The organism is Muricoccus roseus (assembly GCF_900141905.1).
In the GTDB taxonomy this organism is placed as follows: Bacteria; Pseudomonadota; Alphaproteobacteria; order Acetobacterales; family Acetobacteraceae; genus Roseomonas; species Roseomonas rosea.
Map to the genome: position 1 here is coordinate 1 of NZ_FQZF01000045.1, position 26,912 is coordinate 26,912.

Here is a 26,912-nt window from a genome sequence, read left to right on the forward strand (position 1 = left end):
TCGCAGCCGTCAGCGACGTCTTGCCATGGTCCACATGGCCGATCGTGCCGATGTTGCAGTGCGGCTTGTTCCGCTCGAACTTCGCCTTCGCCATTGTCGTGCCTCTGCCCGGATGGGTCTTCTAAAGGGTTACCAGCGGTAGTGGCTGAAAGCCTTGTTGGCTTCGGCCATCCGGTGCGTGTCTTCGCGCTTCTTCACGGCCGCGCCGCGGTTGTTCGCCGCGTCCATCAGCTCGGCGGAGAGGCGATCCTCCATCGTGTGCTCGCCGCGCTTGCGGGCAGACTCGATGAGCCAGCGGATCGCAAGCGCCTGGCGCCGCTCGGGGCGAACCTCGACCGGAACCTGGTAGGTGGCACCACCGACGCGGCGCGAACGCACCTCGACGGCCGGCTTCACGTTGTCCATGGCCTCGTGGAACAGGCGCAGCGGATCGCTGTTCGCGCCGCCACGGCGCTTCAGCGTGTCCATGGCACCGTAGACGATGCCTTCGGCGGTGCTCTTCTTGCCGTCATACATCAGCACGTTCATGAAACGGCTGAGCACGATGTCCCCGAACTTCGGGTCCGGCAGGACTTCGCGCTTCTCTGCGCGATGGCGACGCGACATCTCTCAGTTCCTCACTTCGGCCGCTTGGCGCCGTACAGCGACCGGCGCTGGCGCCGCTTGGCAATGCCCTGGGTATCGAGCACGCCGCGCAGGATGTGGTAGCGAACGCCCGGAAGGTCCTTCACGCGGCCACCGCGGATCAGGACGACCGAGTGCTCCTGAAGGTTGTGACCTTCACCCGGAATGTAGCTCACCACCTCGTAGCCATTCGTCAGGCGCACCTTGGCGACCTTACGAAGAGCCGAGTTCGGCTTCTTCGGGGTGGTGGTGTAGACGCGCGTGCACACGCCGCGCTTCTGGGGGCAGCTCTGCAGGGCCGGCACCTTGTTGCGGCTCGGCTTCGGCTCGCGCCCCTGCGCGATAAGCTGGTTGATCGTCGGCATGACGCCCCTTCGTGACCCTTCTGTGTCCGACCGCATCCAAGCGAAGGCGCCCGCAAAGCCGCATACGCGGCCCGGCGGGCTACTCTCCCGTCCCCGGCCTGACCCGCCCACCGAACCCAGGGCGAGCCTGGCGTTCAATCAGGGGCGGAGGCTTCGGCGACGCTGAATTGGTCGTCCAAACTCGTTCGAACCCTTGGCGCTGCCGATGGGGCCCGTAGAGGGGCGGACACCTACCCCCCCCTACCCCCAGAGTCAAGCGATTTAGGCCCTGGTTAAGCGGGCGGGGCAGAGGTTGCTCCCCTGCCCCGCCCACGACTTCGCCTGCCCCCCTTTTGAGGGGGCCAGGAACGCTCTCCCGCCCCTATTCGGCGGCTTGCTGGTCGCCACCCGGCAGAGCGGGCTGGGAGGGCGGCAGGCGCCCCTTGTCCCGCTGGGCGGCCAGGGAGCGCAGACGGTTCATCACCGAGCCCGTGCCCGCCGGGATCAGGCGCCCGACGATCACGTTCTCCTTCAGCCCTTCCAGGCGGTCCACCTTGCCGGCCACGGCCGCCTCGGTGAGCACCCGGGTCGTCTCCTGGAAGGAGGCGGCCGAGATGAAGGAGTTGGTCTGCAGGCTCGCCTTGGTGATGCCCTGGAGCACCGGCTCGGCCCGGGCGGGCCGCTCCTTCGCCGCGATCCGCTTCTCGTTCTCGATGTCGAACTCGATTCGGTCCACCTGCTCACCGATCAGGTAGGTCGTGTCACCCGGCTCGAGGATCTCGACCTTCTGCAGCATCTGGCGAACGATCACCTCGATGTGCTTGTCGTTGATCTTCACGCCCTGCAGTCGATAGACGTCCTGGATCTCGTTCACGAGGTAGTTCGCGAGAGCCTCGACGCCCAGAACCCGCAGGATGTCGTGCGGCACGCGCGGACCGTCCACCAGCGGGTCACCGGCCCGGACATAGTCGCCCTCCTGGACGGAGACGTGCTTGCCCTTGGGCACCAGGTACTCGCGGGAGGCAGGCTGCTCGTCGCCAACGGAGTCCGGCACCACCACGATCCGGCGCTTGGCCTTGTAGTCCTTGCCGAACTCCACCCGGCCGTCGATGTCACTGATGATAGCGGCATCCTTCGGCCGGCGTGCCTCGAACAGCTCCGCCACGCGCGGCAGACCGCCGGTGATGTCGCGGGTCTTGGACGATTCGCGCGGCAGGCGGGCGATGATGTCGCCTGCATGGACCGTCGCGCCATTCTCCACGTTCAGGATGGAGGAGGGCTGCAGCGCGAATTGCGCCACGACCTTCCCGCCTTCCCGCAGCACCATGCTGGGGCGGAGATTCGCATTCTTGGCCCGCTCGACCGGCTCGCGCACCACCTTCGAGGTCAGGCCCGTCACCGGGTCGGTCTCCTCGTAGAGGGTGAAGCCCTCGATCAGGTCGGTGTACTCCACCACGCCCGCGCGATCGATGATGATCGGCAGGGTGAAGGGGTCCCACTCGGCCAGCTTCTGCGCGCGGGTCACTTCCGCCGTGTCGCCGATCAGCAGCCGCGCGCCGTAGGGCACGCGGTACCGCGCGCGCTCACGGCCCTGCGCGTCACTCAGCACGATCTCGCAGTTACGGCTCATGACGATCGTGACGCCTTCGCTGTTCGTCACGACCTGCTTGTTCACGACCTTGGCGACGCCGTCGCTGGTCGCCTCGACATGCGCCTGCTCCGCCGAACGCTGCGCCGCGCCGCCGATGTGGAAGGTGCGCATGGTCAGCTGCGTGCCGGGCTCACCGATGGACTGGGCGGCGATGACGCCGACCGCCTCACCCGTGTTCACCGGGGTGCCCCGGGCCAGATCGCGCCCGTAGCACATGCCGCAGACGCCCTGGCGCGCGTCGCAGGTGAGGACAGAGCGGATATAGGCCTCTTCCACCCCGGCCTGCTCAGCCTGGTCAGCCACCACTTCGTCGATCAGCGTGCCGCGCGGCGCGATCACCTCGCCCGACTCGGGATCGACGATGTCGCGCTGGGCAGTACGGCCGAGGATGCGCTCGGAGAGCGAGGACACGACCTCACCCCCATCCATCACGGCGCGAACCGTGATGCCACGCTCCGTACCGCAATCGTTGTCGACGATGATGCAATCCTGCGCCACGTCCACCAGACGGCGGGTCAGATAGCCCGAGTTCGCCGTCTTCAGCGCCGTATCCGCGAGGCCCTTACGGGCACCGTGGGTGGAGTTGAAGTACTCGAGGACCGTCAGGCCCTCCTTGAAGTTCGAGATGATCGGCTGCTCGATGATCTCGCCCGAGGGCTTGGCCATCAGGCCGCGCATGCCGGCCAGCTGGCGCATCTGCGCCGGCGAACCACGCGCACCGGAATGGGACATCATCCACACGGAGTTGGTGGGCTTGCCCGCCTCCTGCTTGGAGATCTCCTTCATCATCGCGCCCGCCACCTCCTCAGTGGCGCGCGACCAGGCGTCGACCACCTTGTTGTAGCGCTCGCCCGCGGTGATCAGGCCGTCGAGATACTGTTGCTCGAACTCCTTCACCTCGTTCTTCGTGCGATCGATCATCTCGGCCTTGGAGGCCGGGATCATCATGTCGTTCTTGCCGAAGGAGATGCCCGCCTTCGCCGCGTTGCGGAAGCCGAGGCCCATCAGGCGGTCGGCGAAGATCACCGACTCCTTCTGGCCGCAGTGGCGGTACACGGCGTCGATCACGTCCGAGATGCTGCGCTTGGTCAGCTGACGGTTGATGATCGAGTAGGGCAGGTTCGGATGGTGCGGCAGCAGCGTGCCCATCATCAGCCGGCCCGGCGTGGTGATCACCGTCTCGCGGCTGGGCTGGCCATCCTTAAAGGACGGCACAGCGGCCAGGATCGCAGTGTGCAGGTTCACCGTGCCGGCCGCCAGGGCCTGCTCCACCTCGCCCAGCCCGTCGAAGACGGTCGGGCGGAAGGACAGGGCATCGCGCTCCTCGGTGGAGAGCTTCTCCGCCGTCTTGCCCGAGGTGCCGCCGATCAGGGCGCGCATGGACTCGATCTTCGCCTCGGCGGTCCGGAACTCCGGCGTCTCCAGGCTCAGATAGTAAAGACCCAGCACGATGTCCTGGGACGGCACGATGATCGGCTTGCCGTTGGCGGGGCTGAGGATGTTGTTGGTGGACATCATCAGCACGCGCGCCTCCAACTGGGCCTCAAGGCTCAGCGGGACGTGCACGGCCATCTGGTCGCCGTCGAAGTCCGCGTTGAAGGCGGTGCAGACCAGCGGGTGAAGCTGGATCGCCTTGCCCTCGACGAGGATCGGCTCGAAGGCCTGGATGCCCAGGCGGTGAAGCGTCGGCGCCCGGTTCAGCATGACCGGGTGCTCGCGGATCACCTCCTCAAGGATGTCCCACACCTCGGGACGCTCCTTCTCCACCATCCGCTTGGCGGCCTTGATGGTGGTGGCGTGGCCGTACTTCTCAAGCTTCGAATAGATGAACGGCTTGAACAGCTCGAGCGCCATCTTCTTCGGCAGGCCGCACTGGTGCAGCTTCAGCTCGGGACCAACCACGATCACCGAACGGCCGGAGTAGTCGACGCGCTTGCCGAGCAGGTTCTGGCGGAACCGACCCTGCTTGCCCTTCAGCATGTCGGACAGCGACTTCAGCGGCCGCTTGTTGGCACCCGTAATGGCGCGGCCGCGACGGCCATTGTCGAACAGCGCGTCGACGGCCTCCTGCAGCATGCGCTTCTCGTTACGGACGATGATGTCCGGCGCGCGCAGCTCGATCAGCCGCTTCAGGCGGTTGTTGCGGTTGATGACGCGGCGGTACAGGTCGTTCAGGTCGGACGTCGCGAAGCGGCCGCCATCCAGCGGCACCAGCGGGCGCAGCTCGGGCGGGATCACCGGGACGACGTCCAGGATCATCCACTCCGGCCGCGCGCCACCCTCGGCGAAAGCCTCGATCAGCTTCAGCCGCTTCACCAGCTTCTTGCGCTTGGCCTCGGAGGTCGTCTCCTTCAGCTCGCCACGAAGGCGGGTGCTCTCCTTGCCGAGCTCGATGCCGGTCAGCATCTGCTTCACGGCCTCGGCGCCGATGCCGACGGTGAACGCGTCCTCGCCGAACTCGTCCATCTTCGTCTGGTAGGCGTCCTCGGTCAGCAGCTGGTGCAGCTTGAGGTCCGTCAGGCCCGGCTCGAGAACCACGTAGCTCTCGAAATACAGGACCTTCTCCAGCTCCTTGAGGCTCATATCGACCATCAGGCCGACACGGCTCGGGAGGGACTTCATGAACCAGATATGCGCGACCGGCGAGGCGAGCTCGATATGGCCCATGCGCTCGCGGCGCACCTTGGCCAGGGTCACCTCGACGCCGCACTTCTCGCAGATGATGCCGCGGAATTTCATCCGCTTGTACTTGCCGCACAGGCACTCGTAGTCCTTGATCGGACCAAAGATGCGCGCGCAGAACAGCCCATCCCGCTCCGGCTTGAAGGTGCGGTAGTTGATCGTCTCAGGCTTCTTGATCTCGCCATAGGACCAGGAGCGGATCTGCTCCGGCGAGGCGATCGTGATCTTGATCTGATCGAAGGTGACGGCCTGGCCGGTCTGGCCAAGGATCTTCATCAGCTCGTTCATGGGGCCTTCCTTCTAAGTCCAGCCTGCCGCGCTCTCGCACGGCGAAATCAGCGGCCGGCCCCGCTGGGAAGGGGCCGGCGCGATCCTTGTCAGTGCTCGATCAGCTGCCGCGGTTCTCGAGATCCACGTTCAGGCCAAGGCTCTTCAGCTCCTTGGTCAGAACGTTGAAGCTCTCGGGAATGCCGGCCTCGAAGCTGTCCTGGTCGCGGACGATCGCCTCGTAGACCTTGGTGCGGCCGGACACGTCGTCCGATTTCACCGTCAGCATCTCCTGCAGCGTGTAGGCGGCGCCATAGGCTTCCAGCGCCCAGACCTCCATCTCGCCGAAGCGCTGGCCACCGAACTGCGCCTTACCACCCAGCGGCTGCTGCGTGACGAGCGAGTAGGGGCCGATGGAACGGGCGTGGATCTTGTCGTCCACCAGGTGGTGCAGCTTCAGCATGTAGATGTAGCCGACCGTCACCTTGCGCTCGAACAGGTCGCCCGTGCGGCCATCCACCAGCTGAACCTGGCCGGAGGTGTCGAGCCCCGCCTTGGTCAGCATGGCCTCGATGTCCGAGATCCGGGCACCGTCGAAGACCGGCGTCGCGATCGGCACACCCCGCTTCAGGTTCTCGCCGAGCTCGAGCAGCTGGTCCTCGCTCATGTTGACGATGTCACGGTCGGTGATCTCGTCGCCATAGACGTCACGCAGCTTGTCGATCAGCGCTTCCCGGGCCGCGCCGGCGCGGCGGTAGTCCTCCACCACCTCGCCGATCTGCTTGCCGAGATTGGCGCAAGCCCAGCCCAGATGCGTCTCGAGGATCTGGCCGATGTTCATGCGCGAGGGCACGCCCAGCGGGTTCAGCACGAGGTCCACCGGCGTGCCGTCCTCAAGGAACGGCATGTCCTCGATCGGCACCACGCGGGACACGACGCCCTTGTTGCCATGACGGCCGGCCATCTTGTCGCCCGGCTGCAGCTTGCGCTTCACCGCTACGAACACCTTGACCTGCTTCATCACGCCGGGCGGCAGCTCGTCGCCGCGCTGCAACTTCTCGACCTTGCTCTCGAAGCGCTTCTGCAGGCGCTCAACCGCCGCGTCGAACTCGCGCTTCAGCGCCTCGAGCTGCGCCTGGGCGGCGTCGTCCGAAACGCTGATCTGACGCCAGGTCATCCGGTTGAACTCGCCCAGCACCTCGTCGGTGATGACCGTGCCCTGCTTGACGCCCTTGAAGCCACCGCCGGCCTTCCGGTTGAGCAGGATCTCGCGGAGGCGCCCCGTGAAGGACCGCTCCTGGATCGCCCGCTCGTCGTCGCGGTCCTTGGCCAGACGCTCGATCTCGGCGCGCTCAATCGCCATGGCGCGCTCGTCCTTGTCCACGCCGCGACGGGAGAAGACGCGCACGTCCACGATCGTGCCGGCGACGCCCGGGGGCAGGCGCAGCGAGGTGTCGCGCACGTCCGAGGCCTTCTCGCCGAAGATGGCGCGGAGGAGCTTCTCCTCCGGCGTCATCGGGCTTTCGCCCTTCGGCGTGACCTTGCCGACCAGGATGTCGCCCGGGTTCACCTCGGCGCCGATATAGACGATGCCGGCCTCGTCGAGGTTCCGCAGCGCCTCCTCGCCGACATTCGGGATGTCGCGGGTGATCTCTTCCTGGCCCAGCTTCGTGTCGCGGGCGCTGACCTCGAACTCGTCGATATGGATCGAGGTGAAGACGTCATCCTGGGCGATGCGCTCGCTGATCAGGATGGAGTCCTCGAAGTTGTAGCCGTTCCAGGGCATGAAGGCGCAGAGCGCGTTGCGGCCCAGCGCCAGCTCGCCCAGCTCGGTCGAGGGGCCGTCGGCGATGATGTCCCCGCCCCGCACCTCGTCGCCCACGCGAACCAGCGGACGCTGGTTAATGCAGGTGGACTGGTTCGAACGCTGGAACTTCCGCAGGCGATAGATGTCGACGCCCTGGGTCGTGCCGTCCTCGCCGGTTGCGCGCACCACGATGCGGGCACCGTCGATGCTGTCCACCACGCCGTCGCGGCGGGCTACGATGGAGGCGCCGGAGTCCCGCGCCACGGCGGCCTCCATGCCCGTGCCCACCAGCGGCGCGTCCGACTTCACCAGAGGCACCGCCTGACGCTGCATGTTGGAGCCCATCAGCGCGCGGTTCGCGTCGTCGTTCTCGAGGAACGGGATCAGCGCGGCCGCGACCGAGACGAGCTGCTTGGGCGACACGTCGATGGCGGTCACCTCCTCCGGCCGCACCAGCCGGAAGTCGCCACCCTGCCGCACCGAGACCAGCTCGGAACGGAACTCGCCCGTCTCGCGGTCCACCTCGGCATCGGCCTGGGCCACCACCAGGCGCTCCTCCTCCATAGCGGAGAGGTAGCGCGGCTCGCCGGTGATCTTCCCGTCCTTCACCATCTGGTACGGCGTCTCGATGAAGCCGTACTTGTTCACCTTGGCGAAGGTGGCAAGCGAGTTGATCAGGCCGATATTCGGGCCTTCCGGCGTTTCGATCGGGCAGATGCGGCCGTAATGCGTCGGGTGCACGTCGCGCACCTCGAAGCCGGCGCGCTCGCGCGTCAGGCCGCCCGGGCCAAGCGCCGAGAGGCGGCGCTTGTGCGTCACCTCGGATAGCGGGTTGGTCTGGTCCATGAACTGGGACAGCTGGGACGAGCCGAAGAACTCGCGAACCGCGGCCGCCGCCGGCTTGGCGTTAATAAGGTCCGTCGGCATCACCGTGTCGATGTCGACCGAGCCCATCCGCTCTTTGATGGCGCGCTCCATGCGGAGCAGACCGACGCGGTACTGGTTCTCCATCAGCTCGCCGACCGAACGCACCCGGCGATTGCCGAGATTGTCGATGTCGTCGATCTGGCCCTTGCCGTCCTTCAGCTCGAGCAGCGTCTTCACGGTCGCCAGGATGTCCTGCTTGCGCAGGGTCCGCAGCGTGTCCGGCGCCTCCTCCAGGGAGAAGCCGAGGCGCATGTTCATCTTCACGCGGCCGACGGCCGAGAGGTCGTAGCGCTCCGGATCGAAGAACAGGCCGCGGAACAGCGTCTCGGCCGTCTCCGGCGTCGGCGGCTCGCCCGGACGCATCACGCGATAGATGTCCATCAGCGCGTCGTCGCGGTTGCTGTTCTTGTCCACCGCGAGCGTGTTGCGCATCCAGGGACCAACGGAGGAGTCAATCGCGAGCGTCGGCAGGCGGTCATAGCCGGCCGCCTCAATGGCGGCGAGCTTGGCCTCGGTGATCTCCTCGCCGGCTTCGGCATGGATCTCGCCGGTGGACATGTCCACCAGGTCCTCGGCCACGAAGCGGCCCAGCAGCTCGGCACGGGAGACGAGCACCTCCTTGGTGCCCTCCTCCGCGATCTTGCGGGCGGCGCGCGGATTCAGCTTCGTGTCCTTCGCGGCCACCACCTGCCCGCTCGCGGCGTCGATCAGGTCCTCGGTCAGCTTCAGGCCACGGAAGGCGTCGGGCTCATAGGGGCGCGACCAGCCCTGCTTGCCGAAGGAGAAGAGCACCTGGCCGTAGAAGGTGGAGAGGATCTCCTGCGCGTCCATGCCGCGCACCTCGCCCGGCTCCAGCGGCGTCTCGCGCTCGGCGCGCTTCGCGGCGGTCTCGGCGGAATCCAGGGCATAGAGAAGGGTCGTCGCCGGCAGCTTCCGCTTCCGGTCGATGCGGACGTAGCAGATGTCCTTGGCGTCGAACTCGAAGTCGAGCCAGGAGCCGCGATAGGGGATGACGCGGGCGGCGAAGAGGTACTTACCCGAGGAGTGGGTCTTGCCCTTGTCGTGGTCAAAGAACACGCCGGGCGAGCGGTGCATCTGGGAGACGATGACGCGCTCGGTGCCGTTGACGATGAAGGTGCCGTTATCCGTCATGAGCGGGATGTCGCCCATGTAGACGCCCTGCTCCTTAATGTCGCGGATGGAGCGGCTGCCGGTGTCCTCGTCGATATCCCAGACGATCAGGCGCAGATGGGCCTTCAGCGGGGCGGCATAGGTCAGCCCGCGCTGGATGCACTCCTCCACGTCATACTTCGCCTCCTCGAATTCGTAGCGCACGAATTCCAGGCTGCCGCGGCCGGCGAAGTCGTTGATCGGGAAAACGCCCTTGAAGACCTCCTGGAGGCCGGCATTCGCCCGCATCTCGGGCGAAACCTCCATCTGCAGGAAGGCCTCATAGGAGGCGCGCTGCACGTCGATGAGGTTCGGCATCGGCGCCACCTCGGGCAGCCGCCCGAAGGACTTGCGGATGCGCTTGCGCCCGGTGAAGCCCTTACCCTCGAAACCCTTCGAGATCGCGTTCATGCCAGCCCTGCGTCCCTTCGCCTACCCGGCGGATCCGGGCGCCGCCACGCGCCCCAATCCCCCGCAACACCACCGGACGGCACCCGCCATCCGGCGAAAAGCGGGCGCGGGCGGAAACCCGTAGGTCTCCGCCCGGCCCTTCGAACCATTTTGTTCCCCCGACCAAGTCGGGCCGGGGGATACGCCGGTCGAGGTCTTACTTGACCTCAACCTTGGCGCCGTTCTCCTCGAGGACCTTGCGGATCTTCTCCGCCTCGTCCTTCGAGACACCTTCCTTCACGGTCTTCGGAGCGCCCTCGACCAGGTCCTTGGCCTCCTTCAGGCCCAGGCCGGTGATCGTGCGGATCTCCTTGATGACGTTGATCTTCTTGTCACCACCGCTGGCGAGGATGACGGTGAACTCCGTCTGCTCCTCGGCCGGGGCAGCGGCGGCACCGCCGCCGGCAGCCGGAGCCGCAGCCACGGCGACAGGCGCCGCGGCGGAAACGCCCCACTTCTCCTCAAGCATCTTGGAGAGCTCAGCGGCCTCCAGGACGGTGAGGGAGGACAGCTCGTCGACGAGCTTCGCGAGATCGGCCATGATTGTGTCCTTCGATCTAATGGCTTGGCTTGATGTTTGCAACCCCGGCTGCCGCCTTCATGGGCAGGCTGCCGGGGATACGGCGTTTCAGGCGGCTTCCGCGCCCTCGGAGGACCCATCCTTGTCGGCATAGGCCTTGAACACCCGCGCCAGCTGCCCGGCCGGAGCCTGCAGCACGCCCGCGATGCGCGTCGCCGGGGTCTGGATCAGACCCAGCAGCTGCGCCCGCAGCGTTTCGAGCGAGGGCAACTCGGACAGAGCCTTGACGCCATTGACGTCCAGGGTCTGCGTCCCGATCGCCCCGCCCAGGATCACGAACTTGTCGTTACCCCTGGCGAACTCCACGGCGGTCTTCGCCACGGCCACCGGATCCTTCGACCACGCGAGCGCGGTCGGACCCTTCAGCAGCGGCGAGATGCCCTGGAAGCGGGTGCCTTCGAGGGCGAGATTGGCCAGCCGGTTCTTCGCGACCTTGTACGTCGCACCAGCCGCCCGCATCCGGCGCCGCAGATCATCCACCGCCGCGACCGTCAGCCCATTGTTCTGGGCGACGAGCACGAAGGAGGTGTCGGCGAACACCGAACCGAGGGAGGCGACGAACTCACGCTTCTCCGTACGGTCCATTCCCGTCTCCTACGAATAACCGGTGCCTTGTGGAGGGGCCCCGGCGGTTCACGCAGGGGCAACCCCGCAAGGGGCCGCCCCGGTTCGCCTGTCAGATGAAAGCCGGAAGCCAAGCCAAGCCCGCCGGAAGGACCGGCGAATCAGTGTCTCTGGCGCCCCGTCTCCCCGTTGCGGGGCTTTCGCCCCTTCAAGCCCCCGCCCCTTGGACGAGAGCACACCAGGTCTCGGACAGGTCAGGTAGGTTGCCCCACCCTGCCCGCCTGCCCCACTCCGAGGCAGGCGTATCTCGTGCCCGGGCCCGAAGGCACCGGGCCTCAAACTCAGGCGGAGAGGCTCGCCACGTCCACCTTCAGGCCGGGGCCCATGGAGGAGGACACAGCCACCTTCTTCACATAGGTGCCCTTGGAGCCCGAGGGGCGGGCGCGCTGGATGGCGTCCACGAAGGCCTTGGCGTTCTCGAGCAGCTTGTCGGCCTCGAAGCTCGCCTTGCCGATGCCGGCATGCACGATGCCGGCCTTCTCGGCGCGGAACTCCACCTGGCCAGCCTTCGCGGCCGTGACGGCGCCCTTCACGTCCATGGTGACGGTGCCGAGCTTGGGGTTCGGCATCAGGCCGCGCGGGCCAAGGATCTTACCCAGGCGGCCGACGATGCCCATCATGTCGGGAGTCGCGATGCAGCGGTCGAAGTCGATCGTCCCGCCCTGCACGGCCTCGAGCAGGTCCTCGGCGCCGACCACGTCGGCACCGGCGGCCTTCGCTTCCTCGGCCTTCGGGCCACGGGCGAACACGCCGACGCGCACGGTCTTGCCGGTGCCGTTCGGCAGGCCAACCACGCCACGGACCATCTGGTCGGCATGACGCGGGTCAATGCCCAGGTTCATCGAGATCTCGATCGTCTCGTCGAACTTGGCATTGGCGTTCGCCTTGGCCGTCGCGATGGCCTCGGCCAGCGCGTAGTTCTTCTCGAGGTCCAGGCCCTCGGCGATCTTGCGGAGACGCTTGCCCTGCTTGGCCATCGATCAGCCCTCCACCACGCTCATGCCCATGGCACGGGCAGAGCCGGCCAGCATGCGAACCGCGGCCTCTTCGGTCTCGCAGTTCATGTCCTTCATCTTCACCTTGGCGATCTCGGCCAGCTGCGACTTCGTGACGCGGCCCACGACGCCACCCTTGCCCGGGGTCTGGGAGCCCTTCTCCAGCTTCGCCGCCTTGAGCAGGAAGTAGGTGTTGGGCGGGGTCTTGGTGATGAAGGAGAAGGTGCGGTCCGAATAGGCGGTGATGACCACCGGCGTCGGGGTCCCGGGCTCCATGCCCTGGGTGGCCGCGTTGAATTCCTTCACGAACTGCATGATGTTCAGGCCGCGCTGACCGAGCGCGGGACCGACCGGCGGAGACGGATTCGCCTTGCCCGCGGGGATCTGCAGCTTGATGTAGCCGACGATCTTCTTCGCCATTCTCTGGCACCTCTCGTGTTCAGAGGCCCGCGGTCCTCGCGGCCCGCCCCGATAGGCTGGGGCCAGGCCTCCCGCGTTCCTTTACTCTTCCCATGCCGGGAAACGCGCGACAGCCGGGCGGGGAAGACCCCGGCCCGGCCAGCGCGGGGGCGGCTTATAGCTCCCCGCCGCGCGCGGAGTCCAGCAATAGTTTAACTCCGCTTAGCAGGAGTCCGCCCCCCTTGGCACAGGGCCCTCCAGTCAGATCACGTCCCGGTTCACGTCCTTGTAGAGCAGGTACTCGCAGACCTCGGCGCCGGTCGCATAGATCTGCTGGGGGATATAGGGGCCCATCCAGACGAAATCCCCGGTCCAGAGCTCATGCCATTCCCGCCCGAGCAGCTGGAGAGCCTGCCCCTGCAGCATGACCATCCCATGCTCCATCACATGCGTCTCGACGCACCAGAAATGGGCGCCCGGCGCGTAGCACATGATGTTCATCTCGAAGTCCATGGGCATCTCGCGCAGGCCGAGAAGGCAGAGGCGCCAGCGGGGGCCGCTCTCCTCCCGCAGCGCCGTGTCGCGGTGCCCGAGGATGACCTTCGGCGCCGGGACCCCCGCGGCCGGCTGGTAGGCCTTGCGGACCCAGATGGCCCGCGCCTCCTCCGCCCCGGCATTGCGGACGGCATAGGGCGTGCCCTGCGGGACATACACATAGCCGCCGGGGGACAGGATCTGGGCCGCGCCCTCCACCGTCACCTCCAGAGCCCCGGCCTGGACGTAGAGGAAGGCCTGCACCCCGTCATCGACGGGCCCGGCACTGCCGGCGCCGGGCGGCAGGATCAGCATGGCCTGGGCGAAGCGCGCGCCCATCTGGCGGCTGGTCTGGAAGCGGATGATGCAGCCCGGCCAATTCGGCAGCAGGCTGTCCATGATCCCCTCAGGCGGAAAGACGCAGTAGCTCGGCGTCAGCATCGTCCGGTTGTGACCGATGATGCCGGGCGGGGGATTCGAGGTGGGGACGCGCATGGGCCTGCCTTGAGGTGAGCGGGGCGTGGGCACCACGCCGCCGGGCCGGCTTCTAGCAAGATTCTGGCAAGCCGCCTGCCGGAACGGACCGCCCCCGCAAGAAGCGCCGAAAAGAAAAAGGCCGCGCCGGTTAACCGGCGCGGCCCTATGGGGCAGCTGGGCCGTCGCGGCCCGAAAGGATCAGGCCTTCTCGACCTGCCCGTATTCCAGTTCGACCGGGGTGGCGCGGCCGAAGATCGAGACCGAGACCTTCACCCGGCCCTTCTCCTCGTCCACCTCTTCGATGACGCCGTTGAAGCTGGTGAAGGGGCCGTCCGCCACGCGCACATTCTCGCCCACCTCGAAGGTGATGGAGGGGCGGCGCGGCTTCTCGGCGGTGTCCTGCACCTGCTGCAGCATCCGCATCGCCTCGCGCTCCGGGATCGGGCTGGGCTTGTTACGGGCGCCGAGGAAGCCGGTGACCTTGGGCGTGTCCTTGACCAGGTGCCAGGCGTCGTCGGTCATCTCCATCTTCACGAGCACATAGCCCGGGAAGAACTTCCGCTCCGTGTTTACCTTCTGCCCACGGCGCACCTCGACCACCTCCTCGGAGGGGACGAGCACGTCCTCGATCTTGTCGGCCAGCCCCTTCTGGGCGGCCTGCTCCTTGATCTGGCTCGCGATCTTCTTCTCGAAGCCGGAATAGACGTGGACGACGTACCACTTCTTGTCGGCCATGGCCGCGAAGCTCCCGATCTGTGGCACCGCCCGCCTCCGGCCCGGGCGGTCAGCCCAGCCTCCGGCGGAGGGTGCGAATAGCCCCTGCCCTCAGGCGAATCCGAACAGCAGGCGCATCGCCAGCTGGATGACCCAATCCGTCACCAGGAAGAAGACCGCCGCCAGCGCGGAAAGCGCCAGCACCAGCCCGGTGGTGATCAGCGTTTCCTTGCGGCTGGGCCAGGTGACCCGGCCGATCTCCTGCCGAACGTCGCGCAGATAGCCTGCGGGGTTAAAACCGGCCACGTCAGGCCCCTCCCGGCGCCAGGGCCCAGATACGCCCCGGTACGGGACTGTCCCTGGACCATCCAGGCGCGATGCCCGTGAAAATGGTCATGCGCGGCCCGCCCTGGCAGGGGCGGAGGGTCTCGAACCCCCAACCTCCGGTTTTGGAGACCGGCGCTCTAGCCAATTGAGCTACGCCCCTAGCGGGACCGCGCAGGGGGCGTGCCTTAAGGCAAGGCGGCGCCGCTGTCGAGAGGGGCTGTTGCGGCCCGGCATCCAGGCGGGCCGGCCTTTGCTCCGCCAGGGTCAGCGCGGCACGCGCTCGATATAGTCCTGGCAGAGAACCCGCAGCGCCGCCCTCTGGAAGGAGACCGGGCTCCGGGTGTCGATCTGATACTGGTTCAGGGCCAGGAAGAGATAGCGCCGGACGAAGGCGGGGTCGTGCGCCGCCTCGGCGGTGGCCAGCGCGGCGGGCGCGGCGTCGGGATCGGTTAGTTCGGTCGCCGCCACCCGGTACTCGGCCTTCCCCGCGGCCACCACCGGCTTGCCATGCAGCAGCGCCTCGAAGCCCACACCGGAATTCACCGTCAGCACGGCCCGCGCCCGGCGGATCAGCGCATGGACCGAGGCGCGGCTGACGCTCACCCGACCGGGCCAGGCAGCCACCAGCCCGTCCAGCAGCTTCCCGATCGCGGGGTCCGTGCAGTGCGGGTGACGCTTCAGCACCAGCGGAACCCCTTCCCCTGCCAGGGAGCCCACCATGCGGCGGATGCCCTCGGCATAGGGGGCGTCGAAGTGCTTCAGCGCGATGACGGAGTCGTTGGGCAGCTGCAGCGGCAGGAAGACGAAGCCCTCCTCCTCCACGGGGATGCTGGCATCCTGGCGGTACTTGGACTGCCCCTCGGCCAGGAAGGGCTCGGTATGGGCCGCGTGGAAGGCGTCCGCCACCGGCTGCTCGATCGCCAGCACCTCCCGCCGCTCGACCCCGGCGAGGGAGGACCAGCCGGCATAGCCGAGGCGGTCGAAGGTCAGCATGTGCGGCAGGGCCGCCTGGGCATAGTTCCAGCGCCCCGTCGCCTTCACGCTGCCATGCCACATCAGGCGGACCAGGTGGCCGTCCCGCGCCAGCCCATCGACCGGCTCATGCGGGGAGTGCAGTAGCAGGGGCGCGTTCGCGGCGGCCAGCACCTCTAGGAACCCGTCCCGCAGGCGCCGCTGCTCCGGCGCCTCCACGCGGTGCGGCATAGTCCAGAGCGGGCGATTCGCGGCTTGCAGGAGGCGGATGGCGGGCATCGGGTCCGCCACGCGCCAGGTGTCGCGCGCCATCTTCCGGACCACCGGCAGGAAATCCGTGCGGCCCTTCCAGAACACGGCCTCCAGCGCCGCCCCTTCGGGGATCGCCAGCGTCGCCTCGTCGATCAGGGGCATGGCACCGTTCAGTCCCGCAGCGGCGGGTCCTGCACCACGAGGGTGCGGGCCAGCCGGTCATGCCAGCACTGGTGGCGGGGATCCCAGAGCATCCAGAGATAGCCGAGGCCGAGCGGCAGCCCGGAGATGATGTAGCCGAGGTAGCGGATCACCAGCCGGGTCCAGGGCGGGGTACGACCGGTCTCGGCATCCACCACCCGCAGGCGGAGCACCATCTTGCCCGGCGTCGCCTGCCGCGTGACCCAGAAGAGCAGGATGATCAGGGCGGAAATCAGCTGGAGAAGCAGGTCCGCCCCGGGCGACAGGCCCCGGCCGCCACGGGCCAGATCCCCGAGAAAGGCGAGCAGAACCCCCACCGGCAGCATCCACAGCGCGTCGAGCAGCTGCGCGCCCACCCGGGGCCAGAACCCCGCCAGCTCCACACCACGCTGATCGGCCATCGCGCCCTCCACCGCCGGGTTGTCCGTGCGGCGGGCGGCCTTGTCCAGCCCCGGAGAGTCAGGCCGCCGTCGCCATTCCCTGGCCTTCGAGCAGGTCCCGGTACAGGCCGGGGCGGGCGGCAAGCTCGGCCGGGGAGCCCTGCTCCCGCACCTGCCCCTCCTGCACCACGACAATCCGGTCGAAGCCGCGCAGCGTGCCCAGCCGGTGCGCCACCGCGATCACGGTGCGCCCGCGCATCAGCCGCTCCAGCGCCGCCTGCACGGCCAGCTCGGATTCGGTGTCGAGGGCGGAGGTGGCCTCGTCCAGCAGGAGGATCGGGGCGTCCTTCAGCAGAGCGCGCGCGATGGCCAGGCGCTGGCGCTGCCCGCCCGAAAGCCGCGCGCCGCGCTGGCCCACCTCGGTGTCGAAGCCCTGGGGCAGGGCCTCGATGAATTCACGGCAATGGGCGGCCTCGGCGGCGCGCAGCACCTCGGCATCGGTGGCGTCCGGGCGGCCATAGCGGATGTTCTCCAGGACCGAGCGCTGGAAGAGCGACACGTCCTGCGGGACCACGGCCATCATGCCCGCCAGGCTGGACTGGGTGGCGCCGGCGATGTCCTGCCCGTCGATGAGGATCCGGCCGGACTGGGGCGAGGCCAGCCGCTGGAGCAGGGCCAGCGCGGTGGACTTGCCCGAGCCCGAGCGCCCCACCAGCCCCACCCGCTCGCCCGGGGCAATGGACAGGTCGAAATGGCGCAGCACATGGCCGGTGCCGGGATAGGCGAAGGACACGTCCTGGAAGCCCACCGCGCCACCCCGCGCGCGGATCGGCGCGGCATCCGGGCGGTCGGCCTGGGCATGGGGCACCAGCAGGGCCTGCACTGCCTCGGACAGCCGGGCGACATGCTGGGTCAGGTCCACCAGGGCCACGGCCAGGTCCCGCGTGCCGTGCAGGATGGTGAAGCCCAGCCCGCAGGTCATCACGATGTCGCCCGTGGTGGCGCGCCCGGCCTGCCACAGCAGCAGCGCCCAGCAGAGCAGGCCAACCGTGAGCAGCGCGGTGGCGACGGCATGCGCCAGGCGCAGCTTCTCCAGGTAGCGCAGGCTGCGCTTGCGGGAGGCGACCTCGCTGCCGACCGTGGCTCCGAAGCGCTGGCGCTCCCGCAGCGTGGCCCCGAAGGCGCGCACCAGGCCGATGTTCTGCACCACGTCCACCAGCTCACCATCCACGGCGGCGGCCTTGGCGGCGTAGTCCTGATGCAGGTCGCGGCCGCGCCCGGCCATCCAGGTCAGCGCCAGGGCCATGGTGCTGGCGATGAGGAAGAGCGTACCGGCCATCAGCGGGTCCACCGTCGCCAGGAAGGCGATGGCGACGCAGACCGCGACGGTCGGCGGCAGCGCGTTCCAGGTCATGGTGGAGAGCACGGTCCAGGCCGCGTTTGAGGTCGCGCTGATCCGCCCGGCCATGAGGCCGGGGGAGCGGTCGGCGAAATAGTCCGGCGCATGGCCGGAGAGGTGATGGAACAGGTCGGCCCGCAGGTCCCCCGTCACCCGAGTGAAGCTGTCCGCCGCGATCCAGCCGCCCAGGCGCCACAGCAGGTTGTCGCCGGCGATGATGGTGGCGAGCACGCCCAGCGCCATCCAGGGCGCCCCGCCGCCCTGCGGACCGGCGGACAGAACGTCCACCAGGTGCTTCACGGCATATTGAGACCCTACGGAACACCCGACGGCGGCCAGCACGGCGAGCAGGACCACCGCATGGGCCGTGCGATGGAGCAGAACGTAGCGGAGCAGAAAGGCGATTGGGCGGTGCGCATAGGGGATCAGGGCCTCGCGATCCTCGCGCGGCAAGGGTGGCGTGACCCGGGCGGTGGTCTTGCGACGCGCGCTGCGCGACGCGCCATAAACAGTTGCCGACATGCGAATTCCCTCTGGCCCGGACCTCGCGGCCCAACGCTCCGTGCGGTCTTCGTTCCCTCCGGCCGGGCATCACGCGCCGCGGCTTCCTCTCCGGCCCCTTCGGGTCCCGGCGAAAGGGACAACGCATGGGTTGGCCACGGTTTCTGACCAAATCGGGGTGGCCCTGCCCCTTTCCCGCCGCATTCGGTGCGTTGGGTGGGGCAACCAAGGTGAGAGGGAGGATGGCCGCTGACTGGAGACTCCATCATGCGCATTGCCCAAGTCGCCCCGCTTTACGAAGCGGTGCCCCCCAAGCTCTATGGCGGAACGGAGCGCATCGTCTCCTTCCTGACGGAAGCCCTGGTCGACCGGGGCCATGACGTCACGCTCTTCGCGACCGGCGACGCGGTCACGCAGGCGAAGCTCGTCGCGGTGCGGGAGAAGGCGCTGAGGCTGGATCCCACGGTTTGCGACCCTGGCGCGCCTCATGCCCTCCTGCTGGAGACAGTGCTGCGTCGTGCCCATGAGTTCGACGTCATCCACTTCCACCTGGACTACCACCCCTTCGCGCTGTTCAGCCGGCAGCCGGTCCCCTGGGTGACGACGCTCCACGGCCGCCTGGACCTGCCGGAGCTGGAGCCGGTCTTCGATGCCTTCCCCCAGGCACGGGTGGTCTCGATCTCGGACTCGCAGAGGCGGCCCCTGCCCCGCGCCAACTGGGCCTCCACCATCCATCACGGCCTGCCGCGGAACCTGCTGACCCCGCAGGCCGACGGGTCGGACGGCTACCTCGCTTTCCTCGGCCGCATCGCGCCGGAGAAGCGGCCGGACCGTGCGATCAAGATTGCCGGGATGGCAGGGGTGCCGCTGAAGATCGCGGCCAAGGTGGACCGGGCGGATGCCGATTACTTCGCCCGGGAGATCCAGCCCCTTCTCGGCCAGGCGCATGTCGATTTCGTCGGCGAGATCTGCGACCTGCGGAAGCCCAGCTTCCTCTCCAACGCCCGGGCCCTGCTGGTGCCGATCGACTGGCCGGAGCCCTTCGGCCTGGTGATGATCGAGGCCATGGCCTGCGGCACGCCTGTCATCGCTTATCCGGCGGGTTCCGTGCCGGAGGTGGTCGAGGATGGCGTGACCGGCTTCATCGTCCGCAACGAGGAGGAGGCCGCCGCCGCCGTCTCCCGGCTGGGCGAGTTGGACCGGGCGCGGATCCGCGCCCGGTTCGAGGAGCGCTTCACGGCCGACCGCATGGCAGCGGATTACGAGGCGCTCTACGCCCGGATGGTGGCCAGCAGCCATCCGCGCCTGCGGGCCGTCGCCGGGGATTGACCCCGCCCGCCCCCGGGCCCTGGCCGGGGGCAGCGCATTCCACCCCTTGCGGCCACCCGGGCGAAAGGCTTTGGTTTCCCCGAAGGGCGCGCGCAGTCGCCCGGCGCCAGTCCTGTTTCCCCCTTCTGGAGAGGACAGGTCCGCCCATGCTCCGACGCAGCCTGCTCACCGGCACCGCCGCTGCCGCCTTCCTGCCCCGCCCCTCCCTGGCCCAGGGGGGCGCCTCGGTGCTGCGATACGTACCGCAGAGCGACCTGACAGTCGTCGATCCGGTGCTCACCACCGCCTACATCACCCGCACCCATGGGCTGATGATCTGGGATCAGCTCTACGGGCTGGATGCCGAGCTCCGCCCCCAGCCGCAGATGGTGGAGGGCCATGGCGTCGAGGAGGACGGGAAGCGCTGGACCTTCCGCCTGCGGGACGGGCTGCGCTTCCATGATGGCGAGCCGGTCCGCGGGCGGGACTGCGTGGCCTCCATTCGCCGCTGGGCTCAGCGCGATTCGCTCGGCCAAGCACTCATGGCGCGGATGGACGAGATCAGCGCCCCCGACGACCGCAGCTTCGTCATCCGGCTGAAGCGCCCCTATGGCGCCATGCTGGACACGCTGGCCAAGGTCGGTCCGCCGGCGCTGCTCATCATGCCGGAACGCCTGGCCCAGACCGAGGCGACGCGCGCCATCACCGAAATCGTCGGCAGCGGGCCGTTCCGGTGGAAGGGGGACGAGCGCGTGGTGGGCGCGCGCGTGGTCTACGAAAAATTCGCAGGCTATCGCCCGCGCGAGGGCGGCAGCCTTTCCAGCTGGGCCGCCGGCCCCAAGCGCGCGCATTTCGACCGGGTGGAGTGGCATGTGATGCCCGACCCCGGCACCGCCACCTCCGCCCTCTCCAACGGAGAGGTGGATTGGTGGGAGAACCCCACCAACGACCTCCTGCCCGTGCTGGAACGCAACCGCCAAGTCGCGACCCAGCTGGCCACGCCGCTCGGCACCATGGGGACCGGCATCTTCAACCACCTGCATCCGCCCTTCGACAAGGCGGCCGTGCGGCGCGTGGTGCTGGAGGCGATGAGCCAGGAGGATTCCATGATCGCCGCGGCGGGCACGGACCCCAGCCTGTATAAAACCGGGGTCGGTATCTTCACGCCGAACACGCCCATGGCCAACGGCGCCTCCATGGAGGCCATCACCCGCCGCCGGGACCACGAGGCCTCCAAGCGCGCGCTGGCGGCGGCCGGCTACAGGGGCGAGCGGGTGATCCTGATGATCCCCTCCGACCAGCCGGTGCTGGCGGCGCTCGGCGAGGTCTGCCTCGACACGCTGCGGCGGATCGGCATGAACGTGGAGCCCGCCGTCTCGGACTGGGGCACGCTGGTCCAGCGGCGGGCGAGCAAGGCGCCGCCCGAGCAGGGCGGCTGGAACATGTTCAACACCACCTGGGCCGGGCTCGACATGATCAACCCCGTCGTCCAGCAGGTTCTGCGCTGCAACGGGGAACGCGGCTTCTTCGGCTGGCCCGACATCCCGCGCATCGAGCAGCTGCGTGAGGCCTGGCTGGACGCGCCCGACCTGGAGGCGCAGAAAAAGGCGGCCGCCGAGATCCAGGCGGTGGCGATGCAGGAGGTGCCCTACGTGCCCACCGGCCAGTATCTCTACAAGACGGCCTATCGCCGCCGGCTGGCCGATGTCCCCAAGGGTCTTTTCGTCTTCTGGGACGTGCGCGCCGCCTGACGCCGCCCGGAACAGGGCCGGGCCGCAGCGCCCGGCCATCCCATCCCGTCCGAGGATTGCCGATGTCCGCGCTCGACCAGATCCGCCGCTACCATGACGAGCTGACCGCCCTTCGCCAGGACCTGCACGCCCATCCCGAGCTGGGGATGGAGGAGCACCGCACGGCGGAGATCGTCGCGAGCCAGCTCGCCGTAATGGGGATCGAGGTGCATCGCGGCGTCGGGCGTACCGGGGTCGTGGGCGTGCTGCGCAACGGCCGCGGCCAGGGGAGCATCGGCCTGCGCGCCGACATGGACGCGCTGCCGATGGAGGAGCTGACCAACCTCCCCTATTCCAGCCGGAACCCCGGCCGCATGCATGCCTGCGGCCATGACGGCCACACCACCATGCTGCTGGGCGCGGCCCGCTACCTGGCCGAGACCCGCGCCTTCGACGGCACGGTGAACTTCATCTTCCAGCCGGGCGAGGAGGGATGCGGGGGCGCGCTCGCCATGCTCGAGGACGGGCTGCTGGAGCGCTTCCCCTGCGACCGGCTCTACGGGATGCACAACGCGACCGGGCTGGAGGTCGGGGAATACGCCATCGGCGCCGGCCCCTTCATGGCCGGGGGCGCCTTCTTCGACATCACGGTCGAGGGCCGTGGCGCCCATGGCGCGCGCCCGGAGGTGAGCATCGACCCGGTCCTCACCGCCTTCCATATCGGCTCGGCCCTGCAATCCGTGGTAGCCCGCAATCTCTCCCCGCGCGAGACGGCGGTGGTCAGCGTCACCAAGGTCGTGGCCGGCGACGCCTACAACGTCATCCCGCAGAGCGCGACGCTTTCGGGCACGGCGCGCTTCTTCAGCAACGAGGTGGCGCAGCAGATCGAGGCCGCGATGCGGCGCGTGGTGGAGGGCGTGGCGGCCGGCTTCGGCGCCACCGCGCGGCTCGACTTCCGCCTGATCTTCGCGCCCACGATCAACCACCCCGAGCGCACGACGGAGCTGGCCGACGCGGCGGCCGAGCTGGTCGGAGAGGAGCTGGTGAACCGCCACCGCCCGCCGGTGATGGGGTCCGAGGATTTCAGCTTCATGCTGGAGAAGGTGCCGGGCGCCTATATCCATGTCGGCAACGGGCCGGGCGCGCAGGCCCACAACCCGCATTACAACTTCAACGACGCCGCCATCCCCTATGGCGCCGCGCTCTACGCGCGGATCGTGGAGCGGATGCTGCCGCGCGGCTAGGCGCGGGGCTCCGGCCCCTCGCACTCCCGGCGGATCGCCAGCCGCCCGCCGACGGCACGGCACAGCGCCTCCTCCATCCCCCAGGGAGCCAGGGTGAACCGCTGATGCCCGCCAGCGCGAGGGTCGCCCGGCGGCAGCTCGCCCACCGCGCGCTGATCCACCGGAATCACCGTGGCCGGATCGAGATCGGCCATGTTCGAGGCGGCGCCGGCCACGTGATAGACGATGGTCGGCCGCCGTAGCAGCCAGGAGGCCACGACCCCGCCCGTGCCCTGGGTGGTGATGACGAGGTCGCAGGTGGCCAGTTCCGGCAGCTTTGCCAGCGCGGTTCGGCCGAAGACACGCTTCTGCGCGGTCAGCGTCACCGGCAGGTCCCTGGTAATCGCGGCGACCATGGCCTTGATCCGCCCGATGACTTCGCGGTCCCGGGCACTGGGCTCTCCCGATACGGTCCAGCCATCCCAGACGACCTCCAGCACCGAGCCATCCACGGTGCAGGCCTCGCCCAGCTTTCGCAGCACGAAGCGGAAGACCTCCACCGCGTTCACCAGGCGCTCCCGCTCCGCGTCGAGCGAAATCGCGACGCGGAACCGACGACCCACCCCTGCCCCCGCCGCTGACTCGATCCGCGACGCGAGCTGGCGGCGGAGCCAGTCCGAATTCGGATAGATGATGGTGCGATAGACGCGATGCGCGTCATAGCCGGCCAGCAGCAGCGTTTCCGTTACTGCTTCGCTGCGGACCGCCAGCCGATCCAGCGGTGCAAGAGCGGGCAGGACCGCGAAGGGGTCCATGGCGCACCAGTCCGTCACCTGGACCAGCAGCCCGCCCTTGCGCCCGAAGGCGACCAGGGAATCCTCCTCGGCATTGAGATAGGCGAGACTCTCGCGGATGAAGTGGCTCGGCCGGTTGTCGCCAATGACATAGGCGCGGCGCAGGCCGGAGGTCATGGCGCGCCGCAGCCACTCCCGCCAGGGCAGCGGACGGTGCAGAAGGTGGGCCAGGACGCTGCCCAATACCTGCCGCATGTTCAGCCGGTAGTCGGTCAGGACGAGAAAGAGGTTCTCGGCAGGATAGACGAGCCCGACCGGCATGTAGCCGATACCGACGAGCAGGATCAGCCTCTCGCCGTCCAGGCAGGGCGTGACCTGGTACTGCGCGAGCGGAATGCTGCCGAGGACCATCGCCTCTTCGCCCGAGAAGGGCGAGTGGATCCCGCCCCGCCCTTCATGCGCAAGGAAGGCGGCGTTCAGCGTCCGGTACCGGGCCAGCCATGTCGTGTGCCGGTAATGCGTGCGGATGCGCTCATGCAGCACTGCATCAGCCCCATGTGGCCCGTCGCCTGCCCCCATCGGGCCGAGTACGTCCACGATTTCGTAGGCGGTGGTCAGGGCGGCGCTGCCAAAGGCAGGGTCGGTCTCCCTGCCCGGGAAGCGGAAGTGGCGCATATCCAGCCCAAGGAGGGCTGCCAATTCCTGCGCGGCATCGCGGATCGCCTGGTCGCGCCGCTTACGGAGCGTCTCCTCAGGCGAAGCCCGCTTCTCCGGCGTGGAAGGTGGTGCGTCGGGATGCCGTGCTTCCGGCCGGATCGCCAGGCGGCCTCCGACAGCCCGGCGCAGCGCTTCCTCCATCCCCCAGGGGGCGAGGTTGAAGCGCTGGTGGTTGCCGGCTTCGGCACTGCCCGGCGGCGGCAACCCAACAGCCCGCGGATCCATATCCACCGCCGTCCCCTCATCGAGGTAGTCGCGGTTCGAGACGGCGCCGGGAACGTGATAGACGATGGTCGGCCGTTGCAGCAGCCAGGAGGCCACCATGGCCCCGGTGCCCTGGGTGGTGATGGCCAGGTCGCATGCGGCGAGCACCGGAACCTTCTCCAGGGCGGAGCGGCCGAAGATGCGGTGCTGCGCGGCCAGTGTCACCGGAAGCTCCGCCGTGATCGCCGCCATCAGCGCCTCAATCCGGCCGATGACTTCTTGGTCCCGGGCGCTCGGCGCCCCGGAGACCGTCCAGCCATCCCAGACCACCTCCAGTGCCGAGCCATCCGCATCGCAGGCCTCGCCCAGCTTGCGCAGCACGAAGCGAAAGACCTCCACCGCGTTGATCACGCGCTCGCGCTCGGCATCGAGCGAGATCATCACCCGGAAGCGCCGTCCGGCCACCCCCTGTCCGGCTGCATCGATCAGGGGAGCGAGGCGCCGTCGCAGCCAGGATGAATCGGGATAGATGGTGAAGCGATAGACCCGATGGGCGTCGTAGCCATGGGCCAGAAGCGCATCCGTCAGTCCGGGGCTGGGGATGACTAGGCCTTCCACCGAGGCAAGGGAGGGAAAGACGGCACAGGGGTCCATGGCGCACCAGTCCGGAACCCTCACCAGCAGCCCGCCCGCCCTGCCGAAGGCAAGGAGCTTGGTCTCCTCGGCATCGAGATAGGCCAGTGTCTGCCGCATGAAGTGACCGGGGCGGTTGTCGCCGACTACGAAGACTCGCTGTAACTCGCCCTTCATCGCGCGATGCAGCCAGGCCGCCCAGGCCAGGGGCCGGCGGGTCAGCTGGTCCAGCACCAGCCGCAGCAACGCCAGCGGATTCAGCCGGAGCGCGGTCAGGTAGAGGAGCAGGCTCTCGGCCGGGTAATAGAGCCCGACCGGCGCGGACCCAATGCCGAGCAAGAGCACGAGCCGTCCGCCTTCCAGGCAGGCCGTGACCTGGAGATGCGCGACCACCATGCTGCCGAGCACCCGCATCTCGGAATCCCGCAGCGGCGACGCGATCCACCGCTCCTTCTCGTGCGCGAGGAAGGCATCGTTCAGGGCACGGTACCGGGGAACCCAGGTCTCCCGCCGATAGGCCAGGCGGCAGCGGTCGAGCAGCCCCTTGTCCCGCGCATGCGGGCCTTGGCCAGGGCCGGCGGGGCTGAAGACCTCCACCACCTCGCATGTGGTGGCGAGGGCATGGCTCCCGAAGCCCGGATCGCGCCCAGGGCCGGGTCGCTCGAAATGCCGGACATCGAGCCCACACAGCGCGGCCAGATCATGCACCGTTAGCGTCCCGGCATCCGTCGCCTCTGGCACCGCCCGCTGCTCCTCCGCTCTGGCGCTCAACGAAAAGGGCGGGCCACCTTACGGCAGCCCGCCCCCTTCAAGCCATCCGCCTCTCGGCGGGATGTCTTACTTCTCGATGCTCGCGACGACGCCGGCGCCGACGGTACGGCCGCCCTCGCGGATGGCGAAGCGCAGGCCCTGGTCCATGGCGATCGGCGCGATCAGCTCGACGCTCATCGCCACGTTGTCGCCCGGCATCACCATCTCGACGCCTTCCGGCAGCTGCACCACGCCCGTCACGTCGGTCGTGCGGAAGTAGAACTGCGGACGGTAGTTGGTGAAGAACGGCGTGTGGCGGCCGCCCTCTTCCTTCGTCAGGATGTAGGCCTCGGCCTTGAACTTCGTGTGCGGCGTGATCGAGCCGGGCTTGGCCAGAACCTGGCCGCGCTCCACGTCCTCACGCTTCGTGCCACGCAGCAGCGCGCCGATGTTGTCGCCCGCCTCGCCGCTGTCCAGCAGCTTGCGGAACATCTCGACGCCCGTCACCGTCGTCTTCACGGTGTCCTTCAGGCCGATAATCTCGACTTCCTCGCCCACCTTGACGATGCCGCGCTCGACGCGGCCCGTCACCACCGTGCCGCGGCCCGAGATCGAGAACACGTCCTCGATCGGCATCAGGAACGGCAGGTCCTTCGGGCGCTCCGGCTGCGGGATGTAGCTGTCCACCGCCTCCATCAGCTTCAGGATGGCCTGCTCGCCGATCTCGGGGCGCTTGTCCTCCAGCGCCATCAGCGCCGAGCCGTGGATGATGGGGATGTCGTCGCCCGGGAACTGGTAGGAGGAGAGGAGCTCGCGCACCTCCATCTCGACCAGCTCCAGCAGGTCCGGATCCGCCATGTCGACCTTGTTCAGGAAGACCACCAGCGCCGGCACGCCGACCTGGCGCGCCAGCAGGATATGCTCGCGCGTCTGCGGCATCGGGCCGTCAGCCGCCGACACCACCAGGATCGCGCCGTCCATCTGCGCCGCGCCCGTGATCATGTTCTTCACGTAGTCGGCGTGGCCCGGGCAGTCGACGTGGGCGTAGTGCCGGTTCGCCGTCTCGTACTCGACATGCGCCGTCGAGATCGTGATGCCGCGAGCCCGCTCCTCCGGAGCCTTGTCGATCTGGTCATACGCCGTGAAAGACGCGCCACCCGACTTCGCCAGAACCTTCGTGATCGCAGCCGTCAGCGACGTCTTGCCATGGTCCACATGGCCGATCGTGCCGATGTTGCAGTGCGGCTTGTTCCGCTCGAACTTCGCCTTCGCCATT

At 68.4% G+C, this 26,912-nt stretch carries 20 protein-coding genes and 1 tRNA gene; 3 read left to right on the forward strand and 18 right to left on the reverse strand.

Features of this window, described 5'->3' with window-relative positions; all coding sequences use genetic code 11:
• The 16 genes from BUB97_RS26030 to BUB97_RS23600 all read right to left on the reverse strand — a co-directional run.
• On the reverse strand, nucleotides 1-94 hold a 94-nt coding region (locus BUB97_RS26030; protein WP_139281446.1), incomplete at its 3' end, for a GTP-binding protein.
• Nucleotides 95-129: 35 nt separating this feature from the next.
• Nucleotides 130-606: a 30S ribosomal protein S7 gene (gene rpsG, locus BUB97_RS23530; protein WP_073139790.1), complete on the reverse strand. Its 477-nt coding sequence runs from the start codon at nucleotides 604-606 to the stop codon at nucleotides 130-132.
• Between the two features lie 11 nt (nucleotides 607-617).
• The gene (gene rpsL / locus BUB97_RS23535; RefSeq protein ID WP_073139794.1) at nucleotides 618-989 is read right to left on the reverse strand and encodes a 30S ribosomal protein S12; all 372 of its coding nucleotides are present in this window, start codon (nucleotides 987-989) and stop codon (nucleotides 618-620) included.
• A 361-nt stretch (nucleotides 990-1,350) separates the two neighbouring features.
• A complete protein-coding gene (gene rpoC / locus BUB97_RS23540) occupies nucleotides 1,351-5,589 on the reverse strand; it encodes a DNA-directed RNA polymerase subunit beta' (RefSeq protein WP_073139796.1) in 4,239 nt (1,412 codons plus the stop codon).
• 100 nt (nucleotides 5,590-5,689) lie between these two features.
• Nucleotides 5,690-9,883, reverse strand: coding sequence for a DNA-directed RNA polymerase subunit beta (gene rpoB, locus BUB97_RS23545; RefSeq protein WP_073139799.1), 4,194 nt, complete (start codon nucleotides 9,881-9,883; stop codon nucleotides 5,690-5,692).
• Nucleotides 9,884-10,079: 196 nt separating this feature from the next.
• Nucleotides 10,080-10,463, reverse strand: a complete 384-nt coding sequence (rplL, locus tag BUB97_RS23550; RefSeq protein ID WP_073139802.1) for a 50S ribosomal protein L7/L12 — start codon at nucleotides 10,461-10,463, stop codon at nucleotides 10,080-10,082.
• A gap of 87 nt (nucleotides 10,464-10,550) precedes the next feature.
• Nucleotides 10,551-11,087, reverse strand: coding sequence for a 50S ribosomal protein L10 (gene rplJ / locus BUB97_RS23555; RefSeq protein ID WP_073139804.1), 537 nt, complete (start codon nucleotides 11,085-11,087; stop codon nucleotides 10,551-10,553).
• Nucleotides 11,088-11,407: 320 nt separating this feature from the next.
• Entirely contained in the window at nucleotides 11,408-12,103 is a 696-nt protein-coding gene (gene rplA, locus BUB97_RS23560; RefSeq protein WP_073139808.1) for a 50S ribosomal protein L1, read from the reverse strand.
• Between the two features lie 3 nt (nucleotides 12,104-12,106).
• On the reverse strand, nucleotides 12,107-12,541 hold the full coding sequence (gene rplK / locus BUB97_RS23565; protein WP_073139811.1) for a 50S ribosomal protein L11: 435 nt from the start codon (nucleotides 12,539-12,541) through the stop codon (nucleotides 12,107-12,109).
• 240 nt (nucleotides 12,542-12,781) lie between these two features.
• Nucleotides 12,782-13,549, reverse strand: a complete 768-nt coding sequence (allE, locus tag BUB97_RS23570; protein WP_073139814.1) for a (S)-ureidoglycine aminohydrolase — start codon at nucleotides 13,547-13,549, stop codon at nucleotides 12,782-12,784.
• Between the two features lie 180 nt (nucleotides 13,550-13,729).
• On the reverse strand, nucleotides 13,730-14,266 hold the full coding sequence (gene nusG / locus BUB97_RS23575) for a transcription termination/antitermination protein NusG (RefSeq protein ID WP_073139845.1): 537 nt from the start codon (nucleotides 14,264-14,266) through the stop codon (nucleotides 13,730-13,732).
• A gap of 90 nt (nucleotides 14,267-14,356) precedes the next feature.
• A complete protein-coding gene (gene secE / locus BUB97_RS23580) occupies nucleotides 14,357-14,551 on the reverse strand; it encodes a preprotein translocase subunit SecE (protein WP_073139817.1) in 195 nt (64 codons plus the stop codon).
• Between the two features lie 104 nt (nucleotides 14,552-14,655).
• Nucleotides 14,656-14,732 (reverse strand) — tRNA-Trp (locus BUB97_RS23585).
• Nucleotides 14,733-14,836: 104 nt separating this feature from the next.
• The gene (locus tag BUB97_RS23590; RefSeq protein WP_073139820.1) at nucleotides 14,837-15,958 is read right to left on the reverse strand and encodes a capsular polysaccharide export protein, LipB/KpsS family; all 1,122 of its coding nucleotides are present in this window, start codon (nucleotides 15,956-15,958) and stop codon (nucleotides 14,837-14,839) included.
• A gap of 8 nt (nucleotides 15,959-15,966) precedes the next feature.
• The gene (locus BUB97_RS23595) at nucleotides 15,967-16,398 is read right to left on the reverse strand and encodes an RDD family protein (RefSeq protein ID WP_073139823.1); all 432 of its coding nucleotides are present in this window, start codon (nucleotides 16,396-16,398) and stop codon (nucleotides 15,967-15,969) included.
• A 58-nt stretch (nucleotides 16,399-16,456) separates the two neighbouring features.
• Complete coding sequence (locus tag BUB97_RS23600; protein ID WP_073139826.1) at nucleotides 16,457-18,298, reverse strand: ABC transporter ATP-binding protein; 1,842 nt, start codon at nucleotides 18,296-18,298, stop codon at nucleotides 16,457-16,459.
• A gap of 246 nt (nucleotides 18,299-18,544) precedes the next feature.
• Between BUB97_RS23600 and BUB97_RS23605 the strand changes: the two genes are divergently transcribed.
• From BUB97_RS23605 to BUB97_RS23615, 3 genes are all read left to right on the forward strand, one after another.
• Nucleotides 18,545-19,606 carry a glycosyltransferase family 4 protein gene (locus tag BUB97_RS23605; RefSeq protein WP_073139829.1) on the forward strand — a complete coding sequence of 354 codons (1,062 nt, stop codon included), beginning with the start codon at nucleotides 18,545-18,547 and terminating at the stop codon, nucleotides 19,604-19,606.
• A gap of 146 nt (nucleotides 19,607-19,752) precedes the next feature.
• Nucleotides 19,753-21,336, forward strand: a complete 1,584-nt coding sequence (locus tag BUB97_RS23610; protein ID WP_073139836.1) for an ABC transporter substrate-binding protein — start codon at nucleotides 19,753-19,755, stop codon at nucleotides 21,334-21,336.
• A gap of 62 nt (nucleotides 21,337-21,398) precedes the next feature.
• Nucleotides 21,399-22,559, forward strand: coding sequence for a M20 aminoacylase family protein (locus BUB97_RS23615; RefSeq protein WP_073139839.1), 1,161 nt, complete (start codon nucleotides 21,399-21,401; stop codon nucleotides 22,557-22,559).
• On the opposite strand, the gene BUB97_RS23620 is transcribed toward BUB97_RS23615, so the two are convergent.
• Together BUB97_RS23620 and tuf are read right to left on the reverse strand one after the other, a co-directional pair.
• Nucleotides 22,556-25,627, reverse strand: coding sequence for a hypothetical protein (locus tag BUB97_RS23620; RefSeq protein ID WP_073139842.1), 3,072 nt, complete (start codon nucleotides 25,625-25,627; stop codon nucleotides 22,556-22,558). The two genes, BUB97_RS23615 and BUB97_RS23620, sit on opposite strands and share 4 nt — an antisense overlap.
• Before the next feature lie 96 nt (nucleotides 25,628-25,723).
• The gene (gene tuf, locus BUB97_RS23625) at nucleotides 25,724-26,911 is read right to left on the reverse strand and encodes an elongation factor Tu (RefSeq protein ID WP_073130825.1); all 1,188 of its coding nucleotides are present in this window, start codon (nucleotides 26,909-26,911) and stop codon (nucleotides 25,724-25,726) included.
• Nucleotide 26,912: the final 1 nt, after the last annotated feature.